Raw genomic sequence first — 25,089 nt, forward strand, 5'->3', positions numbered from 1 at the left:
ACCCAAGTCCGTTGTACACCTGCCCCGCTTATTCGTAAGCCAGCACTTCGCGGATGGTCATGCGCGAGGCGTTGCGCGCGGGGATGAGGCTGGCGCCCACCGACAGGAGGATGACCACACCCAGCCAGATGACGAAGCCCTGCAGGGTGAAGGCGGTTTGGGCCGGGGCGCTGAAGATGGCCATGCTGATCACATCTGCCAGCACGTGGGTGATGGGGAAGGACAGAAGTGCCCCCAGCACGAAGCTGATCAAACCGATGAGCAGGCCCTCCACCAGCACCAGGCGCAGAATCATGGTGTCGTAGGCGCCGATGGCGCGCAGCACACCGATTTCACGGGTGCGCTCCATGACGTTCATGCTCAGGGTGCCGGCCATGCCGATGCTGCCCACCGAGGCGGTCAGCAGGGCCATGACCACCAGGAAGGCCGTCAGCACGCCGATGTATTCGGTGACCGAGTTGGTGATCGTGGCACCCGCTTCGACTGAGTTGATGTCGTAGCCGCGGGCGCGAAAACGGGCGTCAATTTGTTGAGCCAGGCGCGTTTGCCCCTCCAGGCTGTGATCCAGAGTGGTGATGCGGTAGGCGGCGGCGCTGGCGGTGTAGTTGAGGGTGCGCGCCAGATGGTCGTAGTGGCTGTAGGCGATCAAGTCATTGATGCCGGTGAATTGAAAAATGCCCACCACGGTCCAATCCGCTTTGCGCGTGCCCACTTTCAGGCGGATGGTGTCGCCCACTTTCAGACCGGGAACCTTGCGCATGAAGGCCTCGTTGACGGTCAAGGCGTTTTTATCGTCCGCCTGAATCCAGCGTCCTTCGGTGATGATGGGCGTGACCAGGGGGCTGTTGGCGGGCGGTCCCAGCAGGGTGAGGGAATCGACCACCTCATCTTTCTCGTTGAGCACGTTGGCCTGCCCAATGGCCCAGGGTTCCACGCTGACGACCTCATCCACGCCGCGCACCAGGGCGGTGACTTGATGAATGGGGTAGGGGCGGTTGAAATCCAGGTTGACATCCGCCGAGAAATATTTGGTGATCTGCTCGATCTTGTGGTTCAGCGAGACCTGCACGTTGAAAACCGAGATGAAGATAGCCCCACCGAGGGTGAGGGTCAGCAGGGTGAGCACCAGGCGGCCTTTGCGCCGGAAGGTGTTGCGCACCGAGATGAGCAAGGGGCGCGAAAGCGAGCGCAGCCGCCCCAGCCCCTGATCCACCAGCGACTTTTGGGCGGGAGCTTCCTGCATGTGGCTGCCGCCGCTGATGGCTGAGTCCACCGTCACCCCGGCTCCGCGCACCACCGGCCAAATGCCCGCCAGCAGGGGCACAAACAAACCGATGGCAATTTGAATCAAGATGGCCTGCGGGACGATGCGGAAGCCTCTGAGAGGGAAGTTGATCAGCCCCGCGGCGAAATCGGAAAGGGCGTAAGCGGCCCAGCTCCCCAAAGGGATGGCGATGACCAGCGAGAGCAGGCCGAAGGACAAGATGAGGGCCAGGTACAGGCGGATGATCTGGCGGCGCTGCGCTCCCACCAACTTCATCACCCCAATTTGGGGCAGGTGCTGGTTCAGCAGGGCGGTGAGGGTGTTGGAGATGAGTGACCCGCTCAGGAAGACGATGAGCACCCCCAGATAGAGCAGCACCTGGATGATGGCCTGTAAGATCGATTCCATCGGGTGCACATTGGTAGGGTTCTTCTGAATCTGGTAAATCTCGTAGCCGTCTTTGGCCAGAGTGTCCTTCACGTTGTCGGCCACAGCTTGAATGGCAGCGGGGTCATTATCCCCTTCGGCCACGCGCACCAGCAGGCGCGAGAAGTAATACGGCTCGTGCAGCCACTCGATGCTCTCGTCGGAGATGTAGCCCTTGGTGTTGTTAAACATGCCGCCGATGCCGGAGGTCAGGTCCTGGGCGGTTCCGGCGATTTTCATGCGCCGGATGGAGTCATCCTCCAGCTTCAGCTCCAAAACATCCCCTGGGCCGAGGCTGTACTTTTCGGCGGTGCGCTTTTCCAGGATCAGCTCGTTTTTTCCGGGTTCCACCGCCCCGCTGAGGGGCTTCACCAGGTCAATGCGTTCGGCAAAGGGCTGGGTGCGGGCGATGAGACTCAGGCTGACCCAATCGCCGTCGGGGGTCTTCATGCGCACCGAGACGGTGCGCTCGCCGTCGGCGCTGGACACGCCGCGGGTGCGCTCCACCGCGCGGATGAGGTTCTCATCAAAGGGGCGGGTTTGAATTTGAATGTTGGCGGGGTTGGCGCTGCTGTAGCTGTCATTCATGTCGCTGGGGATGATGTAATACGACCCGGCGATCATGCCTACGGCAAACACGCCCACGGCGATGGAGGCCACCACCAAGAGGGTGCGCGTGCGGTTGCCGATCAGATCAGAAAGAACCTTACGCCAGCTGGGTCTTAAATAGGACTGCCAGGGTTTCACAGCCAATCCTCGCCCGTTTTGGCCAGCTCGGCGCGCAGGCTGCTGTGGGCGGCCAGGTCTTGATAGACGGCACCGTCCAGCAGGAGCACTTCGCTGGGTTCCACCGCCGCGACTTCGGCGCGGGCGGGGCGGCCCATCAGGAAGGCGTTGTGCCCGAGGATGCGGTTGGCTCCCAGGCGCAGGGGCTCGCCGCTGTCGGCATGGGTCTGTTCCAGGGTTCCGCTGACGATCACAAACACGCCTTCCAGGGTTTCACCGGTTTTTGCCAGGCTCTGGCCCGCGTCCAAATGAATGGGGCGGCTGTGGTGGGTGGCGCGCAGCATCTGCGGATGGCTCAGCCAGGGCAGGGCAGCGGCCACGGCAGGGTGAATGACCTCGCCGTCGCACAGCAGCAGGGTGCGGCTGGTGCGTTGGGCCAACTGGGGGTCGTGGGTGACCACCAGGATGGTTTTGCCCTGGGCAGCCAGCCCTTCGAAGATGCCAAAGATGGATTCCGCCGTGCGCGAATCCAGGTTGCCGGTGGGTTCGTCGGCGATGATGAAAGGCGGGTCGTTGGCCAGGGCGCGGGCGATGGCGGCAGCTTGCTGCTGACCGCCGGAAACGGCGGCGGGGAGCTTGTGCACATCGTGCTCCAGCCCCACCTGACGCAGCAGGTCCAGAGCGCGGCTTTCGCGCTCGGTGGGGGGAATCTTCCCGGCGATATCCATGGGCAGCATGGTGTTTTCCAACAGGGACAGCACCGGCAGAAGCTGGTAAAACTGGAAGACGATCCCCAAATTTAAACCGCGCCAGCGGGAACGATCGCTTTCGCTGAGCTTGTGCACCAGGGTGTCGCCAATCTGCACTTCACCCGAAGTGGGTTTATCAATGCCGGTGAGCATGTTGACCAGGGTGGATTTTCCAGAGCCGGATTTCCCCACTACGCCCACAAATTCGCCGGGGTGAAATTCCGCATCCACCCCTTTGAGGACGGTCACATCCCCGGCCACGGTTTTAAACTTCTTTACGATCTTGCGCATCCGGATGGATTCCCCCATGTGGGGAACCTGCGGAAGCGCGCTGGTGACTGCCATACGAGGGACTCCTTACAACTCAGCGCAGGCTGCGCATTTCCGATAATTCACCATCGGTGATGGTCAGCAGGCGCGAAACGCGATCTTCCAGGCTGCGGTCGTGACTGACGATCAAAATGGTTGTGCCCCGCTCGGCCAGAGTCTCAAACAAACTGAAAATCGTTTCAGCGGTGGCTGTATCCAGATTGCCGGTGGGCTCGTCAGCCACGATGAGGGGCGGGTCGTTGGCCAGGGCGCGGGCAATGGCGGCGCGCTGCTGCTGGCCGCCGGAGATGGCCGAGGGCTTTTTGAAGGCGTGGTCTTCCAATTCCACCGCGCGCAGCAGTTCCAGGGCGCGCTCTTCGCTTTTGCCGCGCTGATAGGTGCCGCAAAATTCCATCGGCAGCAAAATGTTATCCAAAAGGGACAGACTGGGCATGAGCTGAAAGGTCTGATAGACCACACCCACATGCCGCCCGCGCCACAAGGCTTTTTGATCCTCACTGAGGGTGTGCACGGGGGTGTCTTCAAACCACACTTCGCCGGAGGTGACCTGATCCACGCCGCTGATCATGTGGGTGAGGGTGGATTTCCCCGCGCCCGATTTGCCGACAATGCCGACAAATTCACCGCGGTAAAATTCGGCGTCAATGCCTTTCAGGGCGGTGATATCGCCGGAGCGGGTGGGGTACACCTTGACCACCTGGCGCAGACTCAGCAGGGGTTTGGGGTTGTGCAGCGCGGTGAGAGCGGCGACAGGGGTCGAAGCATCTACCGGTAGGGGTAATTTCGTGGGTTCAAACATCATACCGTCATTTTCCAAAGGTTTACACATATTTTTACCAAGGTTCAATCGAGGCAATTGTAAACCGGATTTGTCCAAAAATTCCTTAGAATCAGATTACAGTTTTGACAGATAAACATACCGACTGGTTGGTTTTATTATAGGGGAGTGCAGAAACCCTGCCCTGGGTGCGCAGGCACATTCCAGTCACACTTTCAGGCACATTGTGCCCGGAGCGGCGAGTTTTGCGGCTGGTGTTGGCGTGAGGACGGGTTAATCGGCAGGGATCATGCCCAGTTCTTCGGGGCGCACCCCCAGCCCGCCCACTTCGGCAAAGCTGAGGTGCTGCAGCGGCAGCCCACGGGCCTTCTTGAGCCGGTCGAACAGCTCCAGGTAACCGGCGGCTCCGCGCGCTTCCCAGTTCAGCCCCAGGCGGTGGGCGGCTTCCTGAACGGCCTCCACAGAGGGGCCTTCCAGTTCGGTGAACAGGCCGAAGGGCATTTCATCCACGGTGATGAGGACTTCCCCCAGGAAGTAATCTTCGCGGTATTTCTCGTACATCACCACCACCTGATACCCCAGGGCTTCCAACAGGCCGCGGGCGGCGTCGAAATCGCTGACCTCAAACTGAATTTCGGTGCGCACGGCTACCCCTTGCTGAGGACGGGTGGGGCCTTTGAAAGTGAGCAGGGCAGCGCGGTCTTGGCGCAGGCGCAGCACATTTTTCTGCGCCATCAGGCTGCCGTCCGGCAGGTCGAAGCGCAGGTTTTGTTCCAACATGCGGGGGTGTTCCAACACCGCCCCCGCGGCTTGCAAACGCGCGATATAGGCCGGGCGGTCGCGCAGGTAAAACTTGGCTTCGATTTCATCTTTATTCATCGGATTTTCCTTCTCGGGGTGGCTTTGATTGCACGGCAGCGATGACGAATACGAGCAGGCACAGGCTGAAAAAGGCAGCAAAGGGCGTGTTGGCGCGCGCCGCGCTGGACTGCGAAAAGAGCAGCCGGTCGGCCCAATAGGTGACGGCCATGCCCCCTGCCGTCCAATAGGCGATGCGCCGGGCGTGCCAGCCTGACCATACGCTGAAACTGGCCAGCAGCCCCGCCAGGCCCCACAGCAGGCCGGTGACGACCCCATACGGCGGGGCGGGCTGGGCGCGGTAGGCGGCCAGCAGGTCGCTGTAGAGCAGGCTTTGGTAGGCGCGCGAAAAACCGAAGAAGGCCGCCAGCGCAAACAGGGCGGCAGCCAGCCAGACCTGCCAGGTGCGCGCCCGGCGCGGCTTCATTCCTGCCACCGCACTTCCCATAGGTGCACATGGGCGGGTTCGCCGTCGTGCAGGCTGCGCACATCCAGCCACAGGGCGGCGGGGGTGTAGGCCTGGTTAAAGCGCAGGCTGACCCAGCGCGGGTTGGGGTCGTCGGCGGCGGAGATCTGCTGCTGGGCCAATACCTGCCCGGCGGCGTCCACCAGGGTGGCGGTCACTTCGGTGGCGGTTCCGCCGATGCGCGCTTCAACGCCGGAGAGGCGGATTTGCTCATTCATGGTAATTTGCAGGCGCAGGGGGTTGGCTTCCAGGGTGCGCACCAGGGTGTTCTCGTCGCCGTCGAAAAGCTGGCCGATTTCGCCCATATCCAGATAGGAATAGCGCACAGGCAGGGTCAGGCCGCCCAGGCGGATTTCACCTTCGCGCAGGGCCTGGCGCGCCTGGCGTTCCGATTCCAAAATCTCTTGGATATTGTCGGCGTAGCGCAGGCGCACAAAGTAGAAGCCAGTCAACCCGTCGGGGGTGGGTACGGTTTTCTCCACGCGCACATCGGTGAACTTGGGGTTGGCGTTCACCATTTTAAACTCCTGCGGGATCATCACAAACACAGTCTGCTCGTCCAGCGGCTGAATTTCATATAAATAGCCCTCAATGCTGCCCATCTGGTAGGGCAGATCCTCTGGGTAGAAGAAGCGCAGAATGGTGTCGGTACCGTTGGCCCAGGAGGGTGAAACGATCAGGCGCGCGCCGGGGTTTTGGTTCTGATATTCGTCAATGGCGGCTACCAATTGCTTGGCTCCATACTGCATACCGCCCAGGCCGTAATCACGGAACCACAGCGGGCCGTTGACCAATGCGTCGCGCAGCATGTACACGTTAACCCCCGCCAGGAGGGCAAAAGTCAGGACGGCCAGAGCGGTGCGCGGCACGCGCCAGCGCTTCTCGATCCATTGGAGCAGCAGGCACAGGCCCAGGCCGCTGAGCAAGGCGGCCGGAATGACCATCACCAGGGCGCGGGTAATGCCCAGCGCCACCAGGGCGGCCCCGCTGGGCGCGGCCAGCAGCACCAGCAGCAGCGCGCGGTGGGGGGCTGAGCGGATCTTCCACAGGGCGGCGCCCAGACCCACCAGCAGGAAGGGCAGGGTAAAGCGCAGCAGGTGGCCGTAGCCTTTCATGGTGTGCCGCTCCAAATCAACTGTGTTGGGCAGATACCAGTACATGGGGTTCAGGCCGCGGGCGTATTCGCTGAAGAACTGCCCCAGCTTGGCGCTGAGCGAGATGGGCTGGATCCAGTAGGAATTGAGCACGCGCAGATGGTTGAGATTCTCGGTGGGGTGAGCCAGCTGAAAACGCAGCAGCGGCAGGGCCAGCAGCAGGGTGAGCAGAAAAGCCCAGCCCACCCATTTGCGCTGCTGCCAATGATAGGCGGCGTCGCTGAGCAGCAGGAACACGGCGGCCAGCCCAATGGCCAGGCGGGTGGGGGCGTAGCTGTAAAAGGTCAGCGCGCCCATCAGCGCCGCCAGCAGCAGGGCGCGGGGATGGCCGGTGCGGTAGCGCAGATAGTAATAGACGAAGCCCGCCAGGAAGGTGACCGCCAGGCTGGTTTCGAAGGCGGTGCGGGAATGCAGGAACCAGGCGGGGGTGATGGACAGCAGCAGCGCGCCCGCCCAGGCGTGCGGCAGGTGGAACACCCGCCGCAGCGTCAGCGCCACCCACAGGCAGGCCAGCACCGAAAGCAGGGCGGGAACGCCGCGGGTGATCCAGATGGCTTTGCCCAGCAGGAGATAGGGCAGCACCTGCACGTACACCGACAGGCTGAGGTTGTACTGGTAGCTGTTGAGGAAATAGGTGGGCAGCAGGATCTTATCGGAGCCGCGCAGGCCGTCGCGCAGGAAATCCTGCGCCAGCACGGTTTGCACGGCCTCATCGGTGAAGAAATAGATGGGGTATTGCTCCAGGCCGATGAAGCGGGTCAGCAGATAAACCGCCAGGGTCAGGCCGAGCAGACCGAATTCCAGGTGTTTTTCGGCCCCGGCGCGCTGCACCCAGGCAGACACGCGCTGCACCCCGGCCGCCAGGGCCTCCCAGGCGGCGCTGAACACATGCGGCCTGTCGGGCTCGGCCTGGGCCTGCACGGCCAGCCCATCGGGGGTGTCTTCGGCCTCCAGGGTCACGCGCACCCGCGTGCCGGGGGGGGCTTGAATGAGCAGGCGCACGCGCGCACGCCCCGCGGCCAGCTCCACAGCTTCGGGTTCGGTTGAGTCTTGGGAAGGCGGCTTGGGGTTCATGGGCGTCACCCCATGATTATAGCATGAGCAGGCAGACGCGGCCTTTTAGGGCAGGGGGTCGGGATATTCGTAACCGATTTTGGCCTGGCGGGCGGCAAAATCTTTCACCAGGTGGCCGGGCTCCACCCACAGCCCATATTCCGCGCCGGTGGCCTGATTGGGCACATTGGGACGCGCCACATTGACGGTGACAAAATTGCTGATGAGCACCAGGGCGGCCAGCCCCAGCAGCCAGCGGCGCTTGTGGGGCAGGGTGACGCCCAGCAGCAGCATCCAAAAGGGCAGGGTCGGTAGCAGGTAAGAGATTTCAGTGGGGATTTGGTAGAAAAAGGCCTCGTAAGCCAAAACGCCCGCCAGCCCCAGCCAGCCCAGGGCGGCGTTTGGCAGGCTTTTGCCGCGGCGCACCAGCCGGAGAAGGGCGGCAGCGCCCACAAAGACCAGGGCCAGGAAGCCGGGCAGGCTCCAGAAGATGACATTTTTGTAGCCAAAGCGCCCCAGGCGCAGCGGCAGCGACCAGAAGGTCTCGTCGCCGACGGTGGGTTTGAGGAAACGCCAGCTCCATTCTACAAAATCGGCGGTGGGCAGGTAGCACAGCACCGCCACCAGCGCGGCGGCAGCCCCTGCGCCCACGGCCTGTTTGCGTTGGCTGCGTTGGGTAATGAACACGAACAGCAGCACCGCGGCGATGACCAGACCGGTGGAAATGCGCGACCCCACCGCCAGCCCCAGGGCAATGCCCGCGAAGAGTGGGCGCTGATCCAAGAGCAGGTAGAAGCCCAGGAAGGCGAAACCCAGCGCCCAGAAGTAGTCAATGGTGCTGGCGGCGCTGACCCAGGTGTAAGGATGGACGGCCATGATCAGGGTGAGCAGCTCGGCCTGTTCCAACTGGAAGCGGCGGGCGACGGCCAAAAAGCTGCCCAGGAACACCAGAGCCATGCACAGACTGCCCAAATTGGTCAGCAGGCTGCCGCCCAGGGTGTTGAGGATCAGCGTCATGGTTTCATGCACCAGGAAGCCGGGGCTGCGAGAGGGGACGTAATCGAGAGTTTTGACGAAATGCTTACCGGCCCATACCACACCGTGGGCGTCGTAATCGCTGCCGTAGCCAAAAAAGATGAGGGGGAAGTACAGCACCGCGGCCAAAACCAACACGCGGTAGCGTTTGAGCCAGATCATCCAGGGGCTTGCCGTCATGACTTTCCTTCGAGTACCCAAAGCGGCAGGGCTGCTTGGGGGCATGGTTTGATGGGGGTGATTATAGCACAGCCCAAAAGCAGACGCCCCGCGGGAGGGGACGTCTGTGCTGGGGTCGTGTGGATGAAGGGCTAGTGGGCGAATTCTTCGGGGAAGCTGGATTCGAGATATTTCAGCCCCGTGCCGGTGTTGAGCAGCAGCACGCGCTCGTCGGGGCGCACCCATTGGCGGCGCTGGAGGATTTGCAGGGCGGCCAGGGTGGCGGCGCCTTCGGGGGCCACAAACAGCCCTTCGGCGGTAGCTAAATGGCGCTGGGCGGCGAGGATGTCGCTGTCGGAGACGGCCACGGCCGTTCCGCCGCTTTCGCGCAGGGTTTCCAGAATCAGCCGGTCAGCGAAGCTCTTGGGCACGCGCAGGCCGGAAGCCAGAGTCTGCGCACCCTGCCACATTTGGCAGGTGTCGGCGTTTTCTTCAAAGGCTTTCACCACTGGCGCGCAGCCGTCAGCCTGCACGGCCACCATGCGCGGGAAGGATTTGGTTTCCAGCCAGCCCAGGGCTTCCAGCTCCTTGAGGGCTTTCCAAATGCCCACCAGGCCCGTGCCGCCGCCGGTGGGGTAAAGGATCACGTCCGGAAGCTGCCAGCCCAGGCTTTCGGCAATTTCCAGGCCCATGACCTTTTTGCCTTCCAGGCGGTACGGCTCTTTAAAGGTAGAAACGTCGAACCAGCCTTCGTCGCGGGCGCGCGCCCCGGCCAAAGCGGCGGCGTCGCTGATCAGGCCGTCCACCAGGTGCACTTCGGCGCCGGTGATGCGCGTTTCCAGCATGTTGGCCTGGGGGGTATCTTTGGGCATATACACGGCGGCCTGCATGCCCGCCCGGCTGGCATAGGCAGCCATGGCCCCGCCGGCGTTTCCGGCGGTGGGGATAATCACGCGCTCCACGCCCAGCTCATGCGCTTTCGAGATGGCCCCGGCCAAACCGCGCGCCTTGAAGCTGCCGGTGGGGTTGAGACTTTCATCTTTTAAGAGCAGGTGCGGCATGCCAATGTGGGCTCCCAGGCGGGGCAGACACAGCAGGGGGGAATCGCCTTCGCCCAGGCTGACAATTTTGGCGGGGTCAAACACCGGCAGCAGCTCGGCCCAGCGCCACATGCCCCGCGGGCGGGCAGCCAGGGCGTCGCGGTCGGTGTGACGGCGCACACTTTCCAGGTCGTAATACGAGACCAGAGGGCCGCGGCAGTCGGGACAGAAGGTTTGCAGTTGGTGGGGGTCGAAGACCCGCTTACACTGGGGACATTCCAGACGCAGAAGGTAGGAGCGGTGGGTGGGATGGGCCATCTTTTTTCCTTATTTAAAGTCGGATAAAAAGCTTTGGACACGCGTCCACAACTCGCGAATGTGAATGGGTTTGCTCATATAAACATCACAACCAGCCTGCAGGGCCTTTTCCACCGCGCCGCGCAGGGTGTCGGCGCTGATGGCAATGACGGGCACATCCCGCAGTTTGGGGTTGGAACTGGCTCGCAGCTGGCGGACGACCTCATAGCCTAACACATCGGGGAGATGAATATCCAGCAAGATCAGGTTGGGGAGGGTCTCTTGGGCGGCGGCAATGCCTTCCATGCCGGTTTCCGCGCCCACGAAATTATAGCCAATGGCTTCCAGGGCCTGCTGCACCAGTAGGCGGTGTTCGGCTTCATCTTCAATGTAGAGGACGGTTGGGTTCAAATCGGCTTTCCTTTTGCGTCTGACATGGGCCCCTACCCAATTTGATCATATCAAGGTTATCAAAATCTGACAACCTCAAAAGCGCCCGCGCGCCTTTGCTTGACACTACGCGAAAGTCGGATATACTGGCAGAAGACAGATTGTATGTCCATTTTTGGGTGCAGCAGATCTGGCGTAGATCTTGCACAGGTTCTGATCATTGTAGACGAATGCGGCGGCGCGACCGGTGCAAATTAGCCAGGAGGGAAAGCCATGAAGATAACCATCTGGGACATTCTCACCATTCTGACCTTGTTTGTGCTGGTTGGGGTGGTGGTTGTTGTGCTTCAGATCATGGTCAATCCATACACAGCCATCAACCCGTTTAAGCCGCCCACGCTGCCGCCCACGATTGCCATCCCCACTTCCACGGCCACGCTGCGCGCGCTGCCGCCCACCTGGACCCCCGAAGGCTTCACCGGCGAGCAGCCGGCGGTGGCTGGCCCGGGCGTCACCCTGGCGCCCAGCTCCACCCTTCCGGCCACGGCGACTGGCTTCACCCTGCCCACCTTCACCCCCACGTTCACGGTGACCAACACGCCCACCAACACGCCTACCATCACCCAGACTCCGACGGTCACCAATACCCCCACGCGCACGCGCACGCCGCGCCCCACCAAAACTCGGACGCCCAAGCCGCCCACCAATACACCGGTAACCCCCACGGATGCGCCGCCCGGCCCCTAAGGCTGGAGCGCGTCCGCTGGCTGTGCTGGCTGTCCTCTTGCATCCCTGATATCCCGTATCCATCCTCCCCTGGGACGCCTGTCCTGGGGGAACCATTCAAAATTGAGACCTGCGTATGCCTGAACAGATCACCCAAGAGATTTTTGAACACCTGGTGGCCCTGGCCGCCCTGGAACTGAACCCCGACGAGGCCGAATATCTGCGGGGAGAGCTGAACCACCAGCTGGCCGCCATTCAGGAACTGAGCGCCATCCCGCTGGACGCTGACATCCCTGCCAGCTTACATGGGGTGCCCTTCCCGGTGGAGGTGCGCCAGGGCCTGCGCCAGGACGAATGGCAGCCCTACCCCGAACCTCAGACCATTTTAAAACAGGCGCCTGAGACCAGCGACGGCTACATCGTTGTGCCCGACATCCCCCACACCACTCTGGAATAATCCCTTATGGAACTTTGTGATTTATCAGCCTATGAAATTGCGCAGCATGTGCGCAGCCAAAAAGCCACGGCGGTTCAGGTTCTAGAATCCTGCCTGGAGCGCATCCAGAAAGTGGACGGCCGCCCCGGCGCCCTGGATGCGGGGGAACTGACCGCGGAAGATCGGCTCCGCGTGCACGCCTTCATCACCCTGACAGAGGAGCGCGCCCGCGCCCAGGCCGAAGAAGTGGACCGCAAGGTGGCGGCGGGTGAAGATCCCGGCCTTTTGGCGGGCGTGCCGGTGAGCATTAAGGACATTTTCTGCGTGCAGGGCACGCCCTCCACGGCGGCCTCACGCATTTTGGCCAACTTCGTGTCCCCCTACACGGCCACTTCGGTGGCGCGCATGGAGGAACAAGGCGCTTTGGTTTTGGGTAAGGTCAATCTGGATGAGTTCACTTACGGCTCGTCCAACGAATCCAGCGCGTTTCAGCCCTGCCCGCGCAACCCTTGGAACCTGAATCACGTGGTGGGCGGCTCCTCGGGCGGCAGCGCGGCTTCGGTGGCGGCTGGCGAGGTGGCCCTGTCTTTGGGCACGGATACGGCCGGCTCCATCCGCCAACCGGCGGCCTTTTGCGGGGTGGTGGGCCTCAAACCCACCTACGGGCGCGTTTCGCGTTACGGCCTGATCGCTTTTGGCTCCTCGCTGGATTGCCCCGGCCCCATGGCGCGGGACGTGACCGACGCGGCCATGATGCTGCAAACCATCGCCGGGCCAGACCCCAAAGACGCCACATCTGCCACCGTGCCGGTTCCGGATTACATAGAAGCGTTAGAAGAGGGCGTGCAGGGGCTGCGCATTGGCCTTTCGCCGGATTACTTCCGCATTGCCATTCCCGACGCGCGCACGGGCAAATATCACACCGAGCCGGTTCCGGCGGAGTTTGAACAGGCTGTGCTGCGGGCGGCACAGGTGTTGGCGGAGATGGGCGCGGAGATCATCGAAGATGTGCCCATGCCCAACGCGCGCTACGGCATTCCGGCTTACTTCGTCATCAGCCGCGTGGAAGCGGCTTCAAACCTGCACCGCTTTGACGGGGTCAAATACGGCTACCGCACCCAGCGCACCCCTGCCGATCTGCGCGACCTGTACCGCAAGACCCGCGCCGAGGGCTTCGGCTTGCAGCCCAAGCTGCGCATTCTGATGGGTATGTACGTTTCAGCGGCGCAGTATTCCGAGCAGTATTACCAGCGCGCGCTGCGTGTGCGCACCCTCATCCGCCGCGACTTTGATCAGGCCTTTGACCCTGACGGCGCGGTCTACGTGGACGCGCTGCTGACCCCCACCACGCCCACCCCGGCTTTCCCGTTGGAAGCGGTGTACGGCGATTCGGTGATGATGCAGTACGCCGACCAACTGACCGTGCCCGCCAACCACGCCGGCATTCCGGGCGTTTCGCTGCCCGGCGGGCTGACCGCCGAGGGTCTGCCGATTGGTATTCAGCTTTTGGGGCCGGATTTCCGCGAGGATACCCTGCTGCGCATTGGCCGTGCGTATGAAGTGGCCACGCAGGACGACCCCTGGCGGCAGGAAGAGCCGCAGAGCGCGCACCTGTAGGCCGGGCTTTGGACGCGACCCCGCAGGTTCCAACCTCCCAGGAACGGGCTGCCGCAGCCGTTTCGCACCTGGCTGTCCTTTTCACGGGGCCAGGCCTGCTGGCGCCGCTGTTGGTGTGGAACGGCATGCGGGGAAAGTCGCGTTTTGCCAGTTTTCAGGCGCTGCAAGCTCTGGGCTTTCAGACCCTTCAGGGGCTGGTGACGGCCCTGGTGCTGCTGGTTTTTGTAGCGGTCGGCGGGGTATGGTTCGCCGTGATCACCCTGACCGCGCCGGAGCAAATTTCCACCACCGGCCTGTACGCCCTGGGGATCCCGTTGGGGCTGGCGGGCGTGCTGATGTTGGCCTACACGCTGCTGGGGGTGGCGGCCGGGGCGGCCTGCGCCCTGGGCAAGGAATTTCGTTACCCCTGGCTGGGGGCGCGCCTGACGGCGTTTTTGCGCCCGGCCGAGGGCTGGGATGAGGATCATGAAGACCGCTGGGTGGCGGCCAACGCTCACCTGAGCGTGATGGTTCCCTTTTACGGCCTGCTGGTGCCGCTGCTGGCCTGGGCCTTTCAGAAAGAGCGGCGCTGGCTGCGCTTTCACGCCCTGCAGGCCCTGATCTATCAACTGGCGGGTCTGGTGATTTCGGCGGCGCTGCTGGCGGCGCAGATCGCGGCGGTGGCGTTTCCACTGCTGCTGATTTTGCCCGAAAGCGGTGTGCTCAGCGACCTGTCCGCGGCAACCTACCGAATGGCGCTGATCCCCTTTTTCATCGTGGTGGGATTGGTAGCCCTGGCCATTCTGGTGTATCCCATTTACGGCACGCTGCCGCTGGTGGCAGCCTACCGGCTGGTGCGGGGGGGTGATTATCATTACCCCTGGATTGGCAAACGCATTCATGCACGCATTCTTTCGTCTGACCCAAATTCGGATGAGTGAGGACTTTCTATGACCGATTATGAAATCGTCATTGGGCTGGAGACCCACATCCAGCTGAACACCACCACCAAGATCTTCTGCTCGTGCAAGGCGGATTCGTGGTTTGACCCGCCCAACACCAATATCTGCCCGGTGTGCACCGGCCTGCCGGGGGTGCTGCCGGTTTTGAACCAGGCGGTGGTGGAAAAAGGCATGCTTTTGGCGGCGGCCATGCACGCTGAGATTCAGCCGGTGTCGTATTTTGACCGCAAGAATTATTTCTACCCCGATCTGCCCAAAGGCTTCCAAATTTCGCAGTACGACCGTTCCTTGGCGCGCGGGGGTTATTTAGACCTGCCCATGCCGTCGGGTTATGTCCGCCGCGTCAGCATCCACAAGCTGCACATGGAAGAGGACGCGGGCAAGACCAAAAACGCCGGACGCGAACGGCTGATTGACTTTAACCGCTGCGGCGTGCCGCTGGTGGAAATGGTCACCGGCCCGGATTTGCGCTCGGCGGATGAGGCCGCCCAATACCTGATCCGCCTGCGCCAACTGCTGCGCTGGATCGGCGTTTCGGAAGCGGACATGGAAAAAGGCCACCTGCGCTGCGACGCCAACGTCTCCATTCGTCCCCGGGGTGCGGACTACCTGAACCCAAAAACCGAGATCAAGAACGTCAACTCGATTGAGGCCGTGCGCGACGCTATTGAGCACGAAGCTGCCCGCCAGATTCGTGAGGTGGAGGCGGGCAACCGCATTGAAGCCTGGACGCTGGAATGGGATGAGGATGCGGGTGTGCTGCGCAAGATGCGCTCCAAAGAGACCGAGGCGGATTACCGCTATTTCCGCGAACCGGATTTGCTTTCACTGCCGATCACAGACGAATGGAAAGAGCGCGTGCTGGCTGGCCTGCCGGAACTGCCGCTGGAACGGCGCGCCCGCTTTATGCAGGCCTACGGTCTGCCGGAGTACGACGCGGATATTTTAACCGGTGAGCGCAACCTGTCGGATTACTTTGAGGCGGCGGTTCAGGCCTACGGCGGCGACCCCAAGCGCGTTTCCAACTGGCTGATGAACGACCTGCTGCGCATGCTCAACGACACCGGCCGCACCGCCGATCAGCTGAAGGTCACGCCGCAGTACCTGGCGGAAATCCTCAAGTTGGTGGACGCCAACACGGTCAACACCTCCACCGGCAAAGCCCTGCTGGCGAAGGTGGACCAAAGCGGCAAAGCCCCGCGTGCGATTGTGGAAGAAGAGGGCCTGGCCCAGGTCAGCGATGACAGCGCCATCCGCGCGGTGGTGCAGGAAGTGCTGAATGAAAGCCCCAAAGAGGTAGAAAGTTACCGCGCCGGCAAAGTGACCCTGATGGGTTGGTTTGTGGGGCAGGTGATGAAGAAGATGCGCGGCAAGGCCGATCCCAGCCTGGCGCGCGGCATTTTGGAAGAACTGCTGGGCGGCGGATAGCTCCCCCTGTATGGCCTTGTTTGACCCTTTCCCTCCGCTGGGTTCCGCCGCTGAACGGCAGATTTCGGCGGAGGGTTTTGTTTTGCCCCCGGGCTACCATCTGCGACCGGCCCAGGCTGCGGATGCAGGCGCCATTCGCCGCCTGGTGTGGCGGTCGCGGATTAACCCGCTGGGGCTGGATTGGCGCCGCTTTTGGCTGGTGACTTATGAAGAGCGTCTGGCCGCGATGGGACAGGTGAAGCCTCACGCCGGCGGCCTGCGCGAGCTAGCTTCCATCGCCACCGAGCCGGCTCACCGCGGCAAGGGGCTGGCCAGGGGGTTGATTTTGACCCTGATGGCGCAGCACGCACCGCCGCTGTATTTGACCTGCCGGGCGGAACTGCGCGCCTTTTACCGGCCGTTTGGGTTTGCGGAGCTGGACCCGGAGGAAATGCCGCCCTATTACCGCCGCCTGTGGGGGCTGGCGCGGCTGCTGCGTCCCGCGGGGCGCGCGGGGGGCATGGCGGTGATGTGCTGGTTGGGCGTGCCCGCAAATAAAACGCCCGCTGCTGCGGGCGAGGACGGGCCAGAACCGGGGGGATTTAGACGGCGGTGATCACCAGCGCCGGGCCGGATTGGATCACCAGGGTGTGTTCATATTGAGCAGGCAGCCGCCGGTCGGCGGTGCGCAAAGTCCATCCGTCGGGCTCTTCCACAATTTTTCCCGTTCCCAGAGTCATAAAGGGTTCAATCGCTACCACCTGGCCTTCGTGTAAAACACGCTTGTCATGGGGGTTGTAAAAGTTGTGGATGGCTTCCGGCTCTTCGTGCAGGCTGCGCCCCACGCCGTGGCCGGTGAGCACGCGGATGGGCCGCAGGCCGCTGCGGCGGGCCTCTTCTTCCACAATGCGCCCCACCGTGTTCAGCGGCATGCCCGCGCGCAGGGTGTCGATCACCCGCCACAGGGCGGTGTACACAGCGTCGCACAGCTTTTGGGTGGGTTCGGCCACCGGCGGCACGGCCACGCTGGCGCCGGTATCGGCAAAATACCCGTCCAACTCGGCGGATACGTCAATATTGACGATATCCCCTGCATGGATAACGCGCGGCCCAGGGATGCCGTGGGCGGCCTCTTCGTTGACGCTGATGCAGGTGGCACCGGGGAACTGGTACACCAGGCGCGGGGCGGAGCGCGCCCCGTGGGCTTGCAGGGTTCGCAGCCCCAGCGCGTCCAGCTCGGCGGTGGTGATGCCGGGGCGCACCGCCCGCGACATGGTTTTGAGGGTCAGACCGACAATCTGGCCGATGCGCTGGAGTTTTTCCAATTCTTCGGGGCCGTCAACGGTCATGAGGGGCCTTCAGGGGAGGTTGAGGAAGGGGTTCCAGGGGTGAACGCCAGGCGGCGCGCAGCCTTTGGTAGGTGTCTTCCAGGCTTTCCGGCAGCACGCGCGCATCCCCGACGGCGGTCATGAAATTGGTGTCGCCTTCCCAGCGCGGCACGACATGGAAATGGATGTGCCCCACCACGCCCGCGCCCGCAGCAGCCCCCAGGTTCAGGCCCAGGTTCAGCCCGTCGGGGTGGTAGACCTGACGTAAGACGTGTTCTGCCCACTGCAGCAGGGCCATCAGCTCGGCGCTGGTGGCGGCGTCTATGCGGGTGAGAGAGGCTTCGTGCGCGTTGGGAACCACCATCAGGTGGCCGCTGGTGTAGGGGTAGCGGTTGAGGATCACAAAGGCTTTTTTACCGCGAAAAACAACCAGGTTCAAGGCGTCGTTGGAGGGATCTTCCAGCGCGTGACAAAAGATGCACTCGGGAGAGCGCTCATGCGATAAGATGTATTTCATTCGCCAGGGCGACCAAATCTGCTTCATAGGCACCATCCTGTGGATTCCCCCTGCAAACACAAGCGGCTTGTCAGGGTTGGAGGTCTGAAGACTGGCGGAGTTGTCAGCCGCGCTGCGTCAGCGAGCTTTAAAGGCACAGCGTTGCTGTATTGTAACGCAAAAGCAGCCCTGCGGTTCTAAATCACGAGGGGGTTTTTTGCCCCTGAACCGCCGATGGTCTATAATGAAATCATGACCCGCGACTGGTATTCGCATTTGATGGTGCTGGAAAATGATGTGCGCGTAGACCAGGCGGCTGCCCCTGGCGAAGCTGAAATCGGCTACCAGCCGGGCAGGCTGCCTGTGCTGCTTTCGGCGCCGCACGCCGCACGCCACATCCGCGCAGGGCAGCTCAAACACGGCGAGCCAATGACGGCGGGGCTGGCGCGTTGGGTGGCCGAAGAAACCGGCGCGCATGTGCTCTATTTGCGCCGGCGTACCAACGGGGATCCCAACTCGGATTTTTACTCCCCCTACAAGCAGGCGCTGCGCGCGGCGCATACCCAGACACCGTTTTGCTTCATGGTGGATGTGCACGGCGCATCCGACCGCCACAACTTTGGGCTGGCGCTGGGCTCGATGGGCGGACAAAGCTGCGCAAGGCTGCTGCCGGAGATCCTGGCGGCGCTGGCAGAGCAGGGGTTTTCACCGCGGGGCCGCGGGCTGCTGCGGGTGGATTTGGACGAGAAATTCAAAGGGCTGGGTTCCCCTGTGCGCGAAACGCTGACCCGTTTTGCCTGGCATGAACTGCATTTGCCGTGCTTGCAGGTGGAAATTCACGCCCAACTGCGGGACGTTCAGGCGCAAAGCGAATTAAAAAGAACCGCCGCCGCGCTGCGTGCCCTGGTCTTAGCGGCGGCTGCGGCGGCGGCAGATTGCTGCTCAAAATCTCACGGAACGACTTTGAAGTGATTGGTGAGGGCGTAGGTCATGTAATTTTCCCACAGCGGCACTACCTGTGACTGGCGGTAGTCGTGCGTGGAGAAAGTTTGGAAGACCACGCGCCCGCCCAGGCAGGTGGCGATGACGCCGTGGGTGGATTTTTCTTTGGGGTGCAGCCCGGCCAGCAGTTTTGCGTCGCCGCCCGGCCCAATTTTCATCAAATCTCCGGCGTCGCCCATCCAATAGATATTGGGGGTGTAAAGGGGGGCGACCACGTTGGGCGATGAGAAGAGCTCATGCTGCGGGTCCAGCCAATAGAGCGAGTAATCCAGATCATTGTATTTGTTGGGGTCGCGCGCCCAATCGCGGAACAAATCCACCCCGCATTTGCCCAGCAGGGAGGAGATGCGCCCGTTGGCGATTTGGTCCAGATACCAGACTTCAGCCACCAGGGCCACATCGTTATTGACCTGATCGGTGAGCACATCCCAAAATTCACCGCGCACGCCCTGGCGAGCTTCGGCGGAGACCACAATCAGATCCCACTTGACGGGTGAGTTGAGGGCCTGCATGAAGTTGCCGACCGCATCGCCCACGTTCATGACCTTGCCGCCGGAAAAGCCCATGTTATCCACCGCACGGCTGACGTAAGGCAGCAAGGCGGGGTAGCCTTTGATGTCCTCAAAAACGAGCACATTGGCGGCTTTGATTTTGGCCTTCATATCCACTGCGGTGGGCGCGGGCGGCTCGGTGGGCTGCTCGGGCGGGGCGGTGTAGGTGGGGTAGGGGGTGTAGGTGGCCTGTTCTGCAGGGGCGCTGGTGGGCGCAGCCGCGGGCGGGGCCGGGGGTGGTTCGGTGGGCTGGTTGGCCGCCTGGGTGATCTGCACCGATAGAGCCGTCTGTTCAAATTCCAGGGCCATTTTGGTGCTTTCCAATTGCAATGCGCCGCGGGTGGCTTCCAGGTCAGTACCGCCGCCGGTGCTGCTGCCAGGCATGTTGCAGGCCAGCATCACCGCGAGGATGATCAGCAAAGCCGCCCATCGTTTGACTGCCATTTGCTTTTGCATATTACCCTCCCTGCTTTGAAAAAAGGTATAGATGAGTCGAATAACTTGCCGTTCTCCGGCGAAATACCCCCATTATTTTTGACTCAAGCGGTAACTGCTGAAGAAAATGAGAATCTATTAATATTATACATCGCCCCTCTCAATTTCAATGGTGTGGTTTTGCAATGCTTCTGAATGTATCAGCTTTGTCGAAGGTTCTCTTGGGTTTAGGCTGCCAGGCCGGTATAATAAAAACAAAACTCACGGAGGCAGTATTATGACGGATCTCAGCTCGTTTCGCGGACAGCCTTATCTCAATTTAGAAACCTACAAGCGCAGCGGGCAGGCCATGCCCACGCCGGTGTGGTTTGTGGAGGATGAAAACCGCCTGTATGTGCGCACAGCAGCCTATTCGGGCAAGGTCAAGCGCGTGCGCAACAACCCGCAGGTGCGGGTGGCGCCTTGCGATGCGCGCGGCGAGCTGCTGGGCGAATGGAGCGCAGGGCAGGCGCATGTGGTTTCGCCAGAGAAAAGCGCAGCGGTGAACCAACTCCTGCTGAGGAAATACGGCTTGCGCAAGCGCTTCTTTGACCTGATGAACACCCTGCGCCGCACACCCTGGGCGGTGATTGAAATTGAACTAAACTGACCGGTCTGAAGGATAAGGGGCAGGCTCCGGGCGGCGGTTCCTTGCAAAAAATTGGTGTGAATATGTTAAAATGAATCCAGGGTGTCCAGAATTTTGTGACGCCCATTCGCGCCTTTGGGTTTGAGACAGGTTCCCCGATGAAATCCCTTCCCCCGATTCGCCCTTCGCCAATTGCCGGCACCTGGTACAGTGCAGACCCGCGCCGCCTTCAGGCGCAGGTGGATGAGTATCTTGCCCAAGCCGACTTACCCAAACTGGATGGGAAGGTGGTGGGCGTGATTGCACCCCACGCTGGACACCGCTATTCGGGTGCTACGGCGGGATATGCTTTTCGGGCAGTGCAGGGACTTTCGCCGCAGGTGGTGGTGATCCTCTCCCCCTACCACCGCTACCACCCAGGCGCAGTGCTCAGCACTGCGCACCATGCTTACCAGACCCCTTTGGGGGATGTGTGGGTGCAGGAGGGTCTCTTGCAGACTCTTCAGCAGGAACTGGCCGCGGACGGTCTGGAGATCACGCGCATTGCGCACGACGGCGAACACGCGCTGGAAATTGAGCTGCCTTTTTTGCAGCGCGCCCTGGCCGGGCCGTTTGAACTGCTGCCGCTGATGGTGCGCTGCCAGGACCGGGCGGCGGCGCAGATTCTAGGAGCAGCCCTGGGCAAGGTGTTGGCTGGAAAACAGGCTTTGCTGGTGGCCAGCACCGATTTGTCCCACTTTTACCCGTTGGAGATCGCCAACGCTTTGGATCAAGAGATGCTGCGGCGCATGGCTGCCTTTTCGCCTGAGGCGGTGCTGGAGGCCGAAGAAACCGGCACAGGCTTTGCCTGCGGGGCCTATGCGGCGGCGGCGGCCATGTGGGCGGCGCGGGCGTTGGGCGCCCAGCGGGTGCAGGTGCTGCATCACAGCACCTCCGCCGAACAAACCGGCGACGCCAGCTCTGTGGTGGGGTACGGCGCGGCGGTAATCCTGCAACCTTCATGACCCTCGTCAATTTTCTGCTCATTCTGATCCTGATCGCCCTCAACGGTTTCTTCGTCTCCGTTGAATTTGCGGCTGTTGCCAGCCGCCGCGCGCGTCTGGATCTGCTGCCCCAATCTAACAGCCGCGCCGCACAGATGGTGCGGGCCTGGCTGGATGAGCGCACCGCTCGCGACCGTTTGATCGCCGCGGCGCAGTTGGGCATCACGGTGGTCAGCCTGGCGTTGGGCGCGGTGGGCGAAAATACCTTTGCCAGTCTGCTGGAACCCCTTTTCGCTGATGCGCACATGCCCCCCTGGCTGAGCTTTTTGGAATTCATCCTGCCAGCTCTGCCTTTGACCCTTTCGCTGATCGTGGTCACGGCCCTGCACGTGGTTTTGGGCGAACAGGTTCCCAAAGTGGCGGTGCTGCGCAGCCCAGAGCGTTTTGCGGTGGCCGCGGCGCCGGTGATGTACGGATTCAGCCGGGTGTTCAAAGGCTTTATCAGTTTGTTGGATGGGGCCACCCGCCTGGTATTGGAGCTGGTGGGTCTGCCGCGGGGGGATACGCATTCCTCTGTATATTCTCTGGAAGAATTCAAGCAAATTGTGTCCGGCCCCGACCTGCCCACCATGATTGAGCAGCCGGAGCGGGAGATGCTTTCCGCGGTGATTGATTTCGGCGCGCTGGTGGTGCGGCAGGTGAGCATTTCGCGCACAGAAATTGTGGCCGTGGAGGGGGAGGCACCCCTGGATGAGGTCATTCAAGCGGCATTGGAACACGGCCTGACCAAAATCCCGGTGTACGAAAACGATATAGACCATATCACTGGCATTGTGCATCTGCGCGATCTGGTGTTGGCCTGGCGGCGCGGTGAACCTCATAAAACCGCTCGCGATTTGGCGCGCGAAGCTTTGTTTGTTCCGGAGACCAGCTCGGTCAATGACCTGTTGGTGCAGTTCCGCGCACGGCACACGCACATCGCCATAGTGCTGGATGAGTTTGGGGGCACTTTTGGGCTGGTGACGCTGGAGGATCTGCTGGAAGAGATCATCGGCGAGATTCAAGACCCCTTCGACGCCACCCCGCCGCCCATTCAGCCCCTGGCGGACGGCACAGCCTTGATTGATGGGCGCACCTTTATCGAGGAGATCAACGAGCATTTTGCCTTGAATCTGGTGGAGGCGTTTTACGATACGATTGCGGGCTATATGCTCTCCAATTTGGGACGCATTCCGCAGGTGGGGGATGTTGTGGAAGACGCCGACAACCGCATCCGCCTGCGGGTGGAAGCGATGGACCGCCTGCGCGTGGCGCAGGTGCGGCTGGAACGGATGTGAACCCCATGTACGTGCGCGTGTGCGTTCTACTTCCCCAAATGAGCGGCGAGTATGATTATCACCTGTCTGCCGAGTTGGAAGGGCTGGTGCGCGTCGGCTGCCTGGTGGTGGTGCCTTTTGGCCGCCGCATGGTGCAGGCGGTGGTCTTATCCCTGTTGGAGAAGCCCTCGGTGGCCGAAACCAAACCGGTTTCTCATTTGGTGGATCCCTTACCGGCGGTCACGGCGGCGCAGATGGCGCTGGCGCAGCGCATGGCGTATCAATATCTGACCCCGCTGTCGGTGTGCATTCAATGGATTCTGCCGGCGGGGCTATCTCAAAACGCGGATACCGCTTACCGCCTGAATCCGCACCCGCCGGTGGACGACCACCCGCTTTCACCGCTGCAAGAGCGGCTGGTTCGCCATCTGGTGCTGCATGAGGGCGAACAGCGCGGGCGGCAGCTGGAATCTTCCTTCTCACGTACGGGATGGCGCACGGCGATAGCGGCCTTGGTGAAGCGCGGGCGGGTTTTGGCCCAGCCGGTGCTGCCGCCGCCGCAGGCCCGACCCAAGCAGGCGCGCTTTGCCGAGTTGGCGGTGGAGGATGAGGCCTTGCCCGCGGATGGAAGCGCCTTGGGGCGCGGCGCGGTGGGGGAACGGCGCCTGGCGATCTTAAATTTTCTCAAAAACGAGGGCCAGCCGGTTCAGGCTGCCTGGCTGTACGCTGTTTCGGGCGGCAACCTGGCTGATTTGCAGCGCCTGGAGGCACAGGGTTGGATCCATCTGGTGGAAAAAGAGGTGATGCGCGACCCTTTGGAGGCCGCCCAGGCGGGCATTTCACAGCCAAAGGCGCTGACCGCCCAGCAGCAGGCCGTCTGGCAGCCGCTGCAGGCGGCGCTGCGCGCGGCGGCGCAAGAGGGGCGCACCCCGCCGCCGTTTGTGCTGCACGGGGTGACCGGCTCCGGCAAGACGGAGGTGTATCTGTACGCGGTGGCGGAATGTCTGCGGCTGGGGAGGCAGGCGATTGTGATGGTTCCCGAAATTGCCCTCACGCCGCAGACTGTGCAGCGCTTCCTATCGCGTTTTCCGCAGCAGGTGGGCATTTTGCATTCGCGCCTATCGGTGGGCGAGCGCTACGATACCTGGCGGCGGGCGCGGGCGGGGCAGCTTTCGGTCATTGTCGGCCCGCGCAGCGCCTTGTTTGCGCCCCTGCCGGATGTGGGCTTGATTGTGGTGGATGAATGCCATGAGGACAGCTATTACCAGGCCGAAAGCCCGCCCTATTATCACACTGTGGAGGCGGCGCAGTTTTACGCTCAGGCCGCCCGCGCGGTGGTGGTATTGGGCAGCGCTACGCCGGATGTGGCTATGTTGTATCAGGCCCAAAAATCGGGCTGGCCGGTGCTGGCGCTGACAGAGCGCATCCACGACCAGGAAGACGCGGCAGCCCCGCTGTCTTTGCCGCCGGTGGACATTGTGGACATGCGCTCGGAGCTTAAACACGGCAACCGTTCCATTTTCTCACAGGCCTTGCAGCAGGCGCTGGCGCACACCCTGGAGGCCGGGGAGCAGGCGATTTTGTACCTCAATCGGCGCGGGGCAGCCACTTACGTATTCTGCCGGGACTGCGGCCATGTGCTGCGCTGTCCGCGCTGCGACCTGCCCCTGACTTACCATTTGGGCAGCGGCGGTTTGCACTGCCACACCTGCAATTACCGCCGCCGTCTGCCGTCCCAATGCCCGCAGTGCGGCAGCCCCAATATTCGCCATTACGGCTCCGGCACCGAGCGGGTGGAGGCGGAGGTGAACGCGCTCTTTCCGCAGGCGCGCACTTTGCGCTGGGACGCAGAAACGGCCCGGGGTAAGCAGGGCCACCAGACTCTGATGGAAAAATTTTCCGCGCACCAGGCGGATATTCTGATCGGTACGCAAATGCTGGCCAAGGGGCTGGACCTACCGTTGGTGACGCTGGTGGGGGTAGTTTTGGCGGATGTGGGCCTGAGTTTCCCGGATTACCGCGCGGGGGAACGGGCCTTTCAATTGCTGACGCAGGTGGCTGGCCGTGCGGGCCGCAGCCATTTGGGCGGCAGGGTGATTTTTCAGACCTTTATGCCGGAGCACTATGTCATTCAGGCCGCGGCCGGGCATGATTACGCTGCCTTTTATGCGCAGGAGTTGGCGCGGCGGCGCGAGATGGGTTACCCACCCTTTGCCCATCTGGCGCGGGTAGAAGTGCGCGGCCAAAATGCGCAGAGCACAGAGCGCGCAGCGCAGCAGGCTGCCGTGCAGCTGGGGCGCTGGGCTGAAGAGGCGGGTATGGTAGAATTGATTGGGCCTTCGCCGTGCTTTTTTCACAAGGTGAACGGCATGTACCGCTGGCAGATTTTGCTGCGCGGGCAAAATGTGGGTGAGGTTTTACGAGGTAAGCCGCTGGGAGAGTGGCGGGTGCAGTTGGATCCGCCCAATGTGCTGTAAGGTTTGTGGTTTGCCTGGGGG

At 62.2% G+C, this 25,089-nt stretch carries 23 protein-coding genes; 11 read left to right on the forward strand and 12 right to left on the reverse strand.

Annotation, left to right across the window (positions count from 1 at the left end):
* Positions 1-28: 28 nt before the first annotated feature.
* The 9 genes from ADN01_RS10815 to ADN01_RS10855 form a co-directional block, all read right to left on the reverse strand.
* Positions 29-2,437: an ABC transporter permease gene (locus ADN01_RS10815; RefSeq protein WP_062419562.1), complete on the reverse strand. Its 2,409-nt coding sequence runs from the start codon at positions 2,435-2,437 to the stop codon at positions 29-31.
* On the reverse strand, positions 2,434-3,510 hold the full coding sequence (locus ADN01_RS10820) for an ATP-binding cassette domain-containing protein (protein ID WP_075071126.1): 1,077 nt from the start codon (positions 3,508-3,510) through the stop codon (positions 2,434-2,436). Before ADN01_RS10820 ends, ADN01_RS10815 begins: the two co-directional genes overlap by 4 nt.
* Positions 3,511-3,529: 19 nt before the next feature.
* Positions 3,530-4,297 carry an ABC transporter ATP-binding protein gene (locus ADN01_RS10825; protein WP_236691008.1) on the reverse strand — a complete coding sequence of 256 codons (768 nt, stop codon included), beginning with the start codon at positions 4,295-4,297 and terminating at the stop codon, positions 3,530-3,532.
* A 249-nt stretch (positions 4,298-4,546) separates the two neighbouring features.
* On the reverse strand, positions 4,547-5,152 hold the full coding sequence (locus tag ADN01_RS10830; RefSeq protein WP_062419561.1) for a class IV adenylate cyclase: 606 nt from the start codon (positions 5,150-5,152) through the stop codon (positions 4,547-4,549).
* Positions 5,145-5,558 (reverse strand): hypothetical protein, encoded by a 414-nt coding sequence (locus ADN01_RS19645; protein WP_062419560.1) that lies wholly within the window; start codon positions 5,556-5,558, stop codon positions 5,145-5,147. Before ADN01_RS19645 ends, ADN01_RS10830 begins: the two co-directional genes overlap by 8 nt.
* On the reverse strand, positions 5,555-7,825 hold the full coding sequence (locus ADN01_RS10840; RefSeq protein WP_062419559.1) for an ArnT family glycosyltransferase: 2,271 nt from the start codon (positions 7,823-7,825) through the stop codon (positions 5,555-5,557). The genes ADN01_RS19645 and ADN01_RS10840 overlap by 4 nt, the downstream gene beginning before the upstream one ends.
* 45 nt (positions 7,826-7,870) lie before the next feature.
* Positions 7,871-9,019, reverse strand: coding sequence for a hypothetical protein (locus tag ADN01_RS10845; protein ID WP_062419558.1), 1,149 nt, complete (start codon positions 9,017-9,019; stop codon positions 7,871-7,873).
* A 131-nt stretch (positions 9,020-9,150) separates the two neighbouring features.
* Positions 9,151-10,356, reverse strand: coding sequence for a threonine synthase (locus tag ADN01_RS10850; protein WP_062419557.1), 1,206 nt, complete (start codon positions 10,354-10,356; stop codon positions 9,151-9,153).
* A gap of 9 nt (positions 10,357-10,365) precedes the next feature.
* Positions 10,366-10,746, reverse strand: a complete 381-nt coding sequence (locus tag ADN01_RS10855; RefSeq protein ID WP_062419556.1) for a response regulator — start codon at positions 10,744-10,746, stop codon at positions 10,366-10,368.
* Between the two features lie 252 nt (positions 10,747-10,998).
* Here ADN01_RS10855 and ADN01_RS10860 point away from each other — a divergent pair, with 252 nt between their 5' ends.
* The 6 genes from ADN01_RS10860 to ADN01_RS10885 all read left to right on the forward strand — a co-directional run bounded on the left by ADN01_RS10860 (position 10,999) and on the right by ADN01_RS10885 (position 16,468).
* On the forward strand, positions 10,999-11,472 hold the full coding sequence (locus ADN01_RS10860) for a hypothetical protein (protein ID WP_062419555.1): 474 nt from the start codon (positions 10,999-11,001) through the stop codon (positions 11,470-11,472).
* Between the two features lie 115 nt (positions 11,473-11,587).
* Positions 11,588-11,908 (forward strand): Asp-tRNA(Asn)/Glu-tRNA(Gln) amidotransferase subunit GatC, encoded by a 321-nt coding sequence (locus ADN01_RS10865; RefSeq protein WP_062419554.1) that lies wholly within the window; start codon positions 11,588-11,590, stop codon positions 11,906-11,908.
* A 6-nt stretch (positions 11,909-11,914) separates the two neighbouring features.
* A complete protein-coding gene (gatA, locus tag ADN01_RS10870) occupies positions 11,915-13,504 on the forward strand; it encodes an Asp-tRNA(Asn)/Glu-tRNA(Gln) amidotransferase subunit GatA (RefSeq protein ID WP_062419553.1) in 1,590 nt (529 codons plus the stop codon).
* Positions 13,505-13,512: 8 nt separating this feature from the next.
* Complete coding sequence (locus ADN01_RS10875) at positions 13,513-14,424, forward strand: DUF4870 domain-containing protein (protein WP_062419552.1); 912 nt, start codon at positions 13,513-13,515, stop codon at positions 14,422-14,424.
* A gap of 9 nt (positions 14,425-14,433) precedes the next feature.
* Entirely contained in the window at positions 14,434-15,873 is a 1,440-nt protein-coding gene (gatB, locus tag ADN01_RS10880) for an Asp-tRNA(Asn)/Glu-tRNA(Gln) amidotransferase subunit GatB (protein WP_062419551.1), read from the forward strand.
* 10 nt (positions 15,874-15,883) lie between these two features.
* Positions 15,884-16,468, forward strand: a complete 585-nt coding sequence (locus ADN01_RS10885) for a GNAT family N-acetyltransferase (protein ID WP_062419550.1) — start codon at positions 15,884-15,886, stop codon at positions 16,466-16,468.
* Here ADN01_RS10885 and map read toward each other — a convergent pair.
* Positions 16,455-17,201 (reverse strand): type I methionyl aminopeptidase, encoded by a 747-nt coding sequence (map, locus tag ADN01_RS10890; protein WP_062419549.1) that lies wholly within the window; start codon positions 17,199-17,201, stop codon positions 16,455-16,457. The genes ADN01_RS10885 and map overlap by 14 nt on opposite strands.
* Entirely contained in the window at positions 17,191-17,724 is a 534-nt protein-coding gene (locus tag ADN01_RS10895; RefSeq protein ID WP_062419548.1) for an HIT family protein, read from the reverse strand. The genes map and ADN01_RS10895 overlap by 11 nt, the downstream gene beginning before the upstream one ends.
* A 204-nt stretch (positions 17,725-17,928) precedes the next feature.
* Here ADN01_RS10895 and ADN01_RS10900 point away from each other — a divergent pair, with 204 nt between their 5' ends.
* Complete coding sequence (locus ADN01_RS10900; RefSeq protein WP_160318414.1) at positions 17,929-18,648, forward strand: N-formylglutamate amidohydrolase; 720 nt, start codon at positions 17,929-17,931, stop codon at positions 18,646-18,648.
* On the opposite strand, the gene ADN01_RS10905 is transcribed toward ADN01_RS10900, so the two are convergent.
* A complete protein-coding gene (locus tag ADN01_RS10905; RefSeq protein ID WP_075071127.1) occupies positions 18,627-19,685 on the reverse strand; it encodes a hypothetical protein in 1,059 nt (352 codons plus the stop codon). The two genes, ADN01_RS10900 and ADN01_RS10905, sit on opposite strands and share 22 nt — an antisense overlap.
* Positions 19,686-19,941: 256 nt before the next feature.
* Between ADN01_RS10905 and ADN01_RS10910 the strand changes: the two genes are divergently transcribed.
* From ADN01_RS10910 to priA, 4 genes are all read left to right on the forward strand, one after another.
* Entirely contained in the window at positions 19,942-20,313 is a 372-nt protein-coding gene (locus ADN01_RS10910; RefSeq protein WP_062419544.1) for a PPOX class F420-dependent oxidoreductase, read from the forward strand.
* Positions 20,314-20,450: 137 nt separating this feature from the next.
* Positions 20,451-21,296, forward strand: a complete 846-nt coding sequence (amrB, locus tag ADN01_RS10915) for an AmmeMemoRadiSam system protein B (protein ID WP_062419543.1) — start codon at positions 20,451-20,453, stop codon at positions 21,294-21,296.
* Positions 21,293-22,612 (forward strand): hemolysin family protein, encoded by a 1,320-nt coding sequence (locus ADN01_RS10920; protein WP_062419542.1) that lies wholly within the window; start codon positions 21,293-21,295, stop codon positions 22,610-22,612. Before amrB ends, ADN01_RS10920 begins: the two co-directional genes overlap by 4 nt.
* Positions 22,613-22,617: 5 nt before the next feature.
* A complete protein-coding gene (gene priA / locus ADN01_RS10925; protein ID WP_236691010.1) occupies positions 22,618-25,068 on the forward strand; it encodes a replication restart helicase PriA in 2,451 nt (816 codons plus the stop codon).
* Positions 25,069-25,089 lie beyond the last annotated feature (21 nt).

Origin of the sequence: Levilinea saccharolytica (genome assembly GCF_001306035.1) — a bacterium.
GTDB lineage: Bacteria > Chloroflexota > Anaerolineae > Anaerolineales > Anaerolineaceae > Levilinea > Levilinea saccharolytica.

Bases quoted from the DNA above. Each gene is read 5' to 3' on its own strand.
- ADN01_RS10830 (WP_062419561.1), bottom strand. From the start codon at position 5,152: ATGAATAAAGATGAAATCGAAGCCAAGTTTTACCTGCGCGACCGCCCG.
- ADN01_RS10910 (WP_062419544.1), top strand. From the start codon at position 19,942: ATGACGGATCTCAGCTCGTTTCGCGGACAGCCTTATCTCAATTTAGAA.
- ADN01_RS10820 (WP_075071126.1), bottom strand. From the start codon at position 3,510: ATGGCAGTCACCAGCGCGCTTCCGCAGGTTCCCCACATGGGGGAATCC.
- ADN01_RS10860 (WP_062419555.1), top strand. From the start codon at position 10,999: ATGAAGATAACCATCTGGGACATTCTCACCATTCTGACCTTGTTTGTG.
- ADN01_RS19645 (WP_062419560.1), bottom strand. From the start codon at position 5,558: ATGAAGCCGCGCCGGGCGCGCACCTGGCAGGTCTGGCTGGCTGCCGCC.
- ADN01_RS10900 (WP_160318414.1), top strand. From the start codon at position 17,929: ATGACCCGCGACTGGTATTCGCATTTGATGGTGCTGGAAAATGATGTG.
- amrB (WP_062419543.1), top strand. From the start codon at position 20,451: ATGAAATCCCTTCCCCCGATTCGCCCTTCGCCAATTGCCGGCACCTGG.
- ADN01_RS10865 (WP_062419554.1), top strand. From the start codon at position 11,588: ATGCCTGAACAGATCACCCAAGAGATTTTTGAACACCTGGTGGCCCTG.
- ADN01_RS10850 (WP_062419557.1), bottom strand. From the start codon at position 10,356: ATGGCCCATCCCACCCACCGCTCCTACCTTCTGCGTCTGGAATGTCCC.
- ADN01_RS10845 (WP_062419558.1), bottom strand. From the start codon at position 9,019: ATGACGGCAAGCCCCTGGATGATCTGGCTCAAACGCTACCGCGTGTTG.
- ADN01_RS10905 (WP_075071127.1), bottom strand. From the start codon at position 19,685: ATGCAAAAGCAAATGGCAGTCAAACGATGGGCGGCTTTGCTGATCATC.
- ADN01_RS10840 (WP_062419559.1), bottom strand. From the start codon at position 7,825: ATGAACCCCAAGCCGCCTTCCCAAGACTCAACCGAACCCGAAGCTGTG.
- ADN01_RS10885 (WP_062419550.1), top strand. From the start codon at position 15,884: ATGGCCTTGTTTGACCCTTTCCCTCCGCTGGGTTCCGCCGCTGAACGG.
- ADN01_RS10895 (WP_062419548.1), bottom strand. From the start codon at position 17,724: ATGAAGCAGATTTGGTCGCCCTGGCGAATGAAATACATCTTATCGCAT.
- ADN01_RS10825 (WP_236691008.1), bottom strand. From the start codon at position 4,297: ATGATGTTTGAACCCACGAAATTACCCCTACCGGTAGATGCTTCGACC.
- ADN01_RS10920 (WP_062419542.1), top strand. From the start codon at position 21,293: ATGACCCTCGTCAATTTTCTGCTCATTCTGATCCTGATCGCCCTCAAC.
- priA (WP_236691010.1), top strand. From the start codon at position 22,618: ATGTACGTGCGCGTGTGCGTTCTACTTCCCCAAATGAGCGGCGAGTAT.
- map (WP_062419549.1), bottom strand. From the start codon at position 17,201: ATGACCGTTGACGGCCCCGAAGAATTGGAAAAACTCCAGCGCATCGGC.
- gatA (WP_062419553.1), top strand. From the start codon at position 11,915: ATGGAACTTTGTGATTTATCAGCCTATGAAATTGCGCAGCATGTGCGC.
- gatB (WP_062419551.1), top strand. From the start codon at position 14,434: ATGACCGATTATGAAATCGTCATTGGGCTGGAGACCCACATCCAGCTG.